Source organism: Sphingobium sp., from assembly GCF_035511395.1.
GTDB lineage: Bacteria > Pseudomonadota > Alphaproteobacteria > Sphingomonadales > Sphingomonadaceae > Sphingobium.
The window spans coordinates 1-4,561 of the sequence record NZ_DATKFP010000177.1 but is presented as its reverse complement, the minus strand read 5'-3'; the positions used below and the strand labels follow the sequence as shown (position 1 = coordinate 4,561).

General features: G+C 62.4%; 11 protein-coding genes. 10 read left to right on the top strand and 1 reads right to left on the bottom strand.

What is annotated here, in order from left to right:
• The first annotated feature begins 87 nt into the window (after positions 1-87).
• On the top strand, positions 88-345 hold the full coding sequence (locus VMR39_RS12070) for a hypothetical protein (RefSeq protein ID WP_325416220.1): 258 nt from the start codon (positions 88-90) through the stop codon (positions 343-345).
• An 88-nt stretch (positions 346-433) separates the two neighbouring features.
• Here VMR39_RS12070 and VMR39_RS12065 read toward each other — a convergent pair whose 3' ends face one another.
• Entirely contained in the window at positions 434-679 is a 246-nt protein-coding gene (locus tag VMR39_RS12065) for a helix-turn-helix transcriptional regulator (protein WP_325416219.1), read from the bottom strand.
• Between the two features lie 155 nt (positions 680-834).
• Between VMR39_RS12065 and VMR39_RS30475 the strand changes: the two genes are divergently transcribed.
• The 9 genes from VMR39_RS30475 to VMR39_RS12025 all read left to right on the top strand — a co-directional run.
• The gene (locus tag VMR39_RS30475) at positions 835-1,134 is read left to right on the top strand and encodes a hypothetical protein (RefSeq protein ID WP_414712502.1); all 300 of its coding nucleotides are present in this window, start codon (positions 835-837) and stop codon (positions 1,132-1,134) included.
• A complete protein-coding gene (locus VMR39_RS12060; RefSeq protein WP_325416218.1) occupies positions 1,131-1,577 on the top strand; it encodes a hypothetical protein in 447 nt (148 codons plus the stop codon). Before VMR39_RS30475 ends, VMR39_RS12060 begins: the two co-directional genes overlap by 4 nt.
• Positions 1,578-1,722: 145 nt before the next feature.
• Positions 1,723-2,142 (top strand): hypothetical protein, encoded by a 420-nt coding sequence (locus VMR39_RS12055; RefSeq protein WP_325416217.1) that lies wholly within the window; start codon positions 1,723-1,725, stop codon positions 2,140-2,142.
• Positions 2,129-2,647: a hypothetical protein gene (locus VMR39_RS12050; protein WP_325416216.1), complete on the top strand. Its 519-nt coding sequence runs from the start codon at positions 2,129-2,131 to the stop codon at positions 2,645-2,647. Before VMR39_RS12055 ends, VMR39_RS12050 begins: the two co-directional genes overlap by 14 nt.
• On the top strand, positions 2,644-2,937 hold the full coding sequence (locus VMR39_RS12045; RefSeq protein WP_325416215.1) for a hypothetical protein: 294 nt from the start codon (positions 2,644-2,646) through the stop codon (positions 2,935-2,937). Before VMR39_RS12050 ends, VMR39_RS12045 begins: the two co-directional genes overlap by 4 nt.
• Positions 2,934-3,176, top strand: coding sequence for a hypothetical protein (locus VMR39_RS12040; RefSeq protein WP_325416214.1), 243 nt, complete (start codon positions 2,934-2,936; stop codon positions 3,174-3,176). The genes VMR39_RS12045 and VMR39_RS12040 overlap by 4 nt, the downstream gene beginning before the upstream one ends.
• A gap of 103 nt (positions 3,177-3,279) precedes the next feature.
• Positions 3,280-3,585 (top strand): hypothetical protein, encoded by a 306-nt coding sequence (locus VMR39_RS12035; protein WP_325416213.1) that lies wholly within the window; start codon positions 3,280-3,282, stop codon positions 3,583-3,585.
• Positions 3,582-3,977: a hypothetical protein gene (locus tag VMR39_RS12030; protein ID WP_325416212.1), complete on the top strand. Its 396-nt coding sequence runs from the start codon at positions 3,582-3,584 to the stop codon at positions 3,975-3,977. The genes VMR39_RS12035 and VMR39_RS12030 overlap by 4 nt, the downstream gene beginning before the upstream one ends.
• Before the next feature lie 11 nt (positions 3,978-3,988).
• The coding region (locus tag VMR39_RS12025) for a hypothetical protein (protein WP_325416211.1) at positions 3,989-4,561 on the top strand (573 nt) is incomplete at its 3' end.

Here is a 4,561-nt window from a genome sequence, read left to right as displayed (position 1 = left end):
AGGAGGGGGCTCGACGCGAGGCTGCCTTGACGGCTAACCCCGCGCGGCCAACCATGATCGCCGCCAAGCAGACCATGGAGAACGCGATTGCACCCGGAACTGGAGAAGGCACTGGTGGCCGCTGCGGCGCTGTCAGTCGAGACGGCTTATGCGGTGTCGCAGCTCGAAGAACTTCCACCGACAGCTGGACCGCGATGGGCCAAGCTAGCGAGGAAAGTCGCGACAGGGCTCGACGAGTACGTTGCCGACGTCCAGCCTCACGGTACCACGCCGCTTCTACCTCAAAATCTTCTGGCGCTCGCGAATTTGATCGCCGCTCGATATCCGGAAGCCGGCTCCGACTAGCGTCGTATGATAGCCCGCCGTCCTTCTCGTACCCGAGCGCAACGAAGGCGGGGAGTTGCGCGACAGCGCGCTTCCTGCGGCCAAACATCTACGCGGCCTCCGACTGGGAGGAGGAGGGGGCGTCGGTGGAGACTTTCCGCGGGGCCCATGGTTCGATGCTTTCCAGCACAGCCATTTGCTCTTCGGACAAACCGTCGAGCAGTGGATGCCGCCAGCCCGTCTTCCGGAAGATGTGGATGGCGAGCGGGCGGGAAGGCGATCGTTCACCAGTCAAAATCTGGCTGGCGTACGATACGCTGACGCCGGCCTCTTTTGCCAAGGCGGTGGGTTTCATGGCGGTGATCATCCACCGTAGTTTGCATAACGCAAACTCAAAATCAAGGTTGCAGTTTGCGTATCGCAAACGACGTGGTGAGCCGCCTCGTGTATAGCTTGAGGGTGAGCAGGACCCGCCCCAAACGATATTCGAACTGGTACGTTAAAGAGTGGATGCGCGCGTGTGGCGTCACCCAAGCAAAATTGGGCGAGTTGATGGATGTTAATAAGACTACCATCAGTCACTTGGTTAACAGTCAAATCGACTATAACCCTGAATACATCCGAGACGTCGCTCTAGCTTTGCAAATAGAGCCCTTCGAACTACTTCTGCCGCCCGAGCGCGCTATGGCATTAAGGCAATATCGTTCGAGTGCTGAGCAGATAGTAACACTCGCACATGATGCAGATGAGCAACAGAAGAGTACTGCGAAATCCGCTCTTTCGGATGCCCGCACAGGGACATCGGGGTGATTAAGTTCAAAATGGGTTTGGCGGCTGCTGTACTTGCGGTTTCGCAGCTTAGTTTCTCCATAACCATTAGCGCGGCCCAGCCTCTCCGTGACGCGATACCAGCAGAGTTTATCGGCACTTTTGCTCCGACCGTAGCGGGCTGCCTAAATCCTGATGGGGTGGAGATCATAGAGGTCGCCCAGGATGGTATCCATTACTATGAAGGCGACGATTATTTGCTAATCGGGATCGCGTTTAGTGGTTTGTCCACACGGTCTGGGAACGATATTCCGCTATTCAATGGGCGCTTTACTGGAAGGGCCGAAACTAGGCTCCTTGGCGAGGTAAATATGCGGATGGAGATGGAGACCCCTAATTTACTGATCAGATATGCACTGGATGGCGACGGAGATGCGGTGAAGCCGGCGGCTAATGTGTGGGTTCGATGCAGGATCGCTGATTAGGGTCGCGTCTGCACGAATCGTGGCGCAGGATACGGCCTAGAGCGGCACCGCGCTCAGGTTTGCGTTATGCAAACTTTCGAGTTGACGCTAGGTTTGCGTTGTGCAAACTATCTTCCAACAGGCACCCGCCTGCTCGGAGATGGCAATGGCAAACGAACCCCGGCCGGAAGTATCCGGCTTCCAATTCCTCGACCGGCTGATTTCAAATCACAGCGACGCGAACATGCAAAGCGTGCTCGCAGCCGTGCTCGGGCTTCGCCGTGCTGCCGATGATGCCGCTGCGCTGGAAGCGCTCGTCGCTGATCTATTCGTCAACCTCGAATGGTCCGACCCTTCCTTCAAGGCTGTTCGCGAACATGCGAAAGACCTGAAGGGGCGCATCGTCGCGCTCGCCGACGCGCTGCCGCTCTACCTGATCGCGGTACAGGCTAATCGGGCCGATTGTACTGCCCGCTCGGCGCGACCGGCTCCGTTCGGTCGAGATAGGCACCAGCCGTCCGAGCAACCTGCTTCATCGGTTTCTGAAGCGCTTCCAAACGATGGAGGCGTTCATGCGCAGCACTGATCTCCTCACTCTCGAGGGTCAGCTCGCGACCGTAGAGCAAGCCGGTGACAAGGATGAGTGCCGCTTCGGCGGTTGCCTTGGTCATCTCCCATTCCTCGCGGGGGATCGTGATGGTTTCACTCATGTTGGGACCTCTTCGTCGGTGTCTGGAAGCCCGACGATAGCTGAAGCGGGGGAGGGTTCCATCCTCCCCCGTGGATGCGCGACCCGCTTCCTGCGCCTCTACCCCGACCCGGACATCGAGCCGTACCAGGGCTGGGCGCTGTGCTGCTATCTCGACGACGACAACGACGGTTTCACCCGCCTCGAGTATGTGGCGCGCGGCCCCGAGCGTGACGTCCACCTCCCGGTCAGCCGGTTCGCCTTCACCCCGACGCAGGCCCGGTTCGAATGGCTCGTGCGCAACGGCTTCCAGTCGAAGGCAACGGCGCACTGCACCGGTCCGTGGGATGACCACGACATCGATGCCCAGCTGGCGGCCGAGGGCCGGGCGGTGGCGGCATGACCCCGCAAGTCATCAGGGATATCGCGCGCAAGTGCGATGACGACGTAGCCGCCGCGATCCATCGGAACATGGCCCTCGTCTCCGGTGGGACCGCGATGTCGACCGTCGCATTCGCTGGCGCCACCTCGGCTCTGGCGACCGCAGCCGGTGCCTTTGTCGCCGTTCATCATGGAATGGGCGGCGGCTATGCGACCGGCGAAGACGTGGCGGACGGGCTCCTTGCCATTCTGCGTCCGATGGTGGTCCGTTCCGTCGATCGGCTCAACGTTCAGCGGGCGGGTGCGGCATGACGCGCTACGTCGTCGCTCTCGGCCTCGCCACCATCGCGCTCTTCGGCTTCAACGCCTGGTCGTTGTGGTTCCTCGACCGCGATCCCGACGCTCGCGATTTCTTCGCCAGCTCCGAATTCACGCTGGCCGTGCTCATGGGCGGCGCCTTCGCGCTGTTCGTCTGCTGGATCATCGTCGCCGCACTTGTTTTCGAATCCGACAGCCCGTCGGGTCGCAGCGAGCCGGAGGACCACGTATGATGGTCCCCGGCTCCACACCGCCCAAGGCGGACACTTCGCTGCTGCCGCTGATCGCGCTGGGCGTCGCGCTGGTCGCGGGCTTCCTCTCCGGGATGCCTGTGCTGTGAGCGGCGCGGACTGGCAGGTAGGCGATCTCGCCATGTGCATCCGCTCGGGCAAGTGGATCGACGTCATCGCCCGCGATGCCTCAAGCGGCCCAGCGCCGGGCTCGATCCACGTCGTCGACGAGATCGGCCAAGCCGGCGGCACAGATTTTCTCGGCTTCCCGGAGTGGCCGGAGGATTTCTTCGGTGCCGACGCCTTCCGCAAGATCGAGCCGCTAAGCGACCTCGAGCGCCTGCGCGCCGAAACCGATTTCCACGTCAGCAAGAACTTGGCGCGCCGTCGCGCCCGGCAGGTCGCGCTGTGAGCCGCGCGCAGATCACCTACGCCGACGCGCGCAGCACCGCCCCGCAGGCGGCGGGAATCGACGTCGAGAAGCCCGTCGCCGGTTACTTCCGCTTTCGTCTCGGCCGCGACACGGTGCGCGGCGGCGTCCGGATCTGGTTCGGGCCGCCGCACGATCCCGTGACCGGCGAGGAGATGGACCGGTCTTGGCGCTGGCAGGCCGAGTTCGACGGCGAGCCCATCGACTTCGATCGCTGCTGGCCCGCCTGCGCCAAGGATCCGATCTCCGAGGCCGACTACTGCGCGATGATCAACCGCCGCGCCTGGGCCCGCCAGCACGCGCCGGACAGCGCCTACGCTACCCCAACCGCTACGATCGACCTGCTCAGCCGGTCGCACCCCCTTCCGTTCTGAGGAGCACTTCGATGGCATCCAAGCCTATATTCGACGACGTCGCCCCGTGGCCCGAGCAGGCTAAGCCGAACCCCCGCGCCGTAATCGGTGGCAACCAGCCGCCGCTGGAAGAGCGGATTCCGGTCGAGTTTCGTGAAGCGATCATCGCGGAAAGGGCGGACTTCTACAAAAAGCTGGAAGACCTGCTGGGGAAGGCCGCCACCGACGAAGAAGCGGCGAAGTCGGGCGCCGTCGACCGAGCGAGCTGCATCGACGAGGAGACATTGGCCAAGTGCGGCGTTCTGGTGAAGACGCTCAGCGCCTGCGAGAAGCTGGTCAATACGGTCCACGACGAGGTGAAGAAGCCTTACTGGGACGCCGGCAAGATCATCTCCGCGGAGCGCAATGCGCTGACCAGCCAGCTCGATGCGGCTCGTAAGAAGGTCGAGGGCCTGCAGCGCGCGTACTTCGACGACCAAGAAGCCAAGGCAAAGGCCGCTCAGGCCGAAGCTGATGCGAAGCGGGCTGAACTGGAAGAGCTGGCCCGAAAGAACAACCTCGAAGAGGCGCTTCCGCCTCCGCCGCCTCGCGTCACAGCTGCCATT

Coding starts and splice junctions, on each gene's coding strand:
- VMR39_RS12065 (WP_325416219.1), bottom strand. CDS start 679: ATGAAACCCACCGCCTTGGCAAAAGAGGCCGGCGTCAGCGTATCGTAC.
- VMR39_RS30475 (WP_414712502.1), top strand. CDS start 835: ATGCGCGCGTGTGGCGTCACCCAAGCAAAATTGGGCGAGTTGATGGAT.
- VMR39_RS12055 (WP_325416217.1), top strand. CDS start 1,723: ATGGCAAACGAACCCCGGCCGGAAGTATCCGGCTTCCAATTCCTCGAC.
- VMR39_RS12050 (WP_325416216.1), top strand. CDS start 2,129: ATGCGCAGCACTGATCTCCTCACTCTCGAGGGTCAGCTCGCGACCGTA.
- VMR39_RS12045 (WP_325416215.1), top strand. CDS start 2,644: ATGACCCCGCAAGTCATCAGGGATATCGCGCGCAAGTGCGATGACGAC.
- VMR39_RS12040 (WP_325416214.1), top strand. CDS start 2,934: ATGACGCGCTACGTCGTCGCTCTCGGCCTCGCCACCATCGCGCTCTTC.